Source organism: Vibrio sp. 1727 (assembly GCF_033344415.1).
GTDB lineage: Bacteria > Pseudomonadota > Gammaproteobacteria > Enterobacterales > Vibrionaceae > Vibrio > Vibrio alginolyticus.
This window is the reverse complement of record NZ_JAWPOT010000391.1, coordinates 1-629: the sequence shown is the minus strand read 5'-3', so window position 1 is coordinate 629 and position 629 is coordinate 1. Positions and strand designations below refer to the sequence as shown.

Genomic DNA, 629 nt, shown 5'->3' with positions numbered 1-629 from the left:
TTGATCGTGATCGATCCTGGTCATGGTGGTGAAGACCCTGGCTCAATTGGTCCATCTCGTCGCAAGTATGAAAAAGACGCGGTACTGAGCATTTCTCGTAAGCTTGCAGCGCAACTTGATGCGACGCCGGGAATCAAAACGCGCATGACGCGTACCGGTGACTACTTTGTTAACTTAAACCGCCGTGTTGCATTTGCCCGCGAAAATGATGCGCACCTGTTAATCTCAGTTCACGCGGATGCGTTCACGTCACCACAACCTCGTGGGGGATCGGTATTCGTATTGAATACGCGTCGCGCAAACACTGAGATTGCTCGTTGGGTTGAGAACCACGAGAAACAGTCTGAGCTGCTCGGTGGTTCTGGCAATGCATTTGTCACGAACACGAAAGACCGCAACGTGAACCAAACTTTGCTCGATCTCCAGTTCAGCCATTCGCAAAAAGAAGGCTACAAGTTGGCGACCGAAATTTTGGGTGAAATGGGACGCGTCGCGCATCTACACAACACCAAGCCAATCAACACTAGTCTGGCAGTATTGCGTTCGCCACAAATTCCATCGGTCCTTGTAGAGACTGGATTTATCTCTAACCCAACAGAAGAGAAACTGCTGTTCCAACGCGCGCACCA

At 50.6% G+C, this 629-nt stretch carries 1 protein-coding gene; it reads left to right on the top strand.

What is annotated here, in order from left to right; translation table 11 throughout:
• Nucleotides 1-629 (top strand): N-acetylmuramoyl-L-alanine amidase (locus R8O10_RS25930; protein ID WP_318192058.1); only part of this gene is annotated, 629 nt, incomplete at both ends.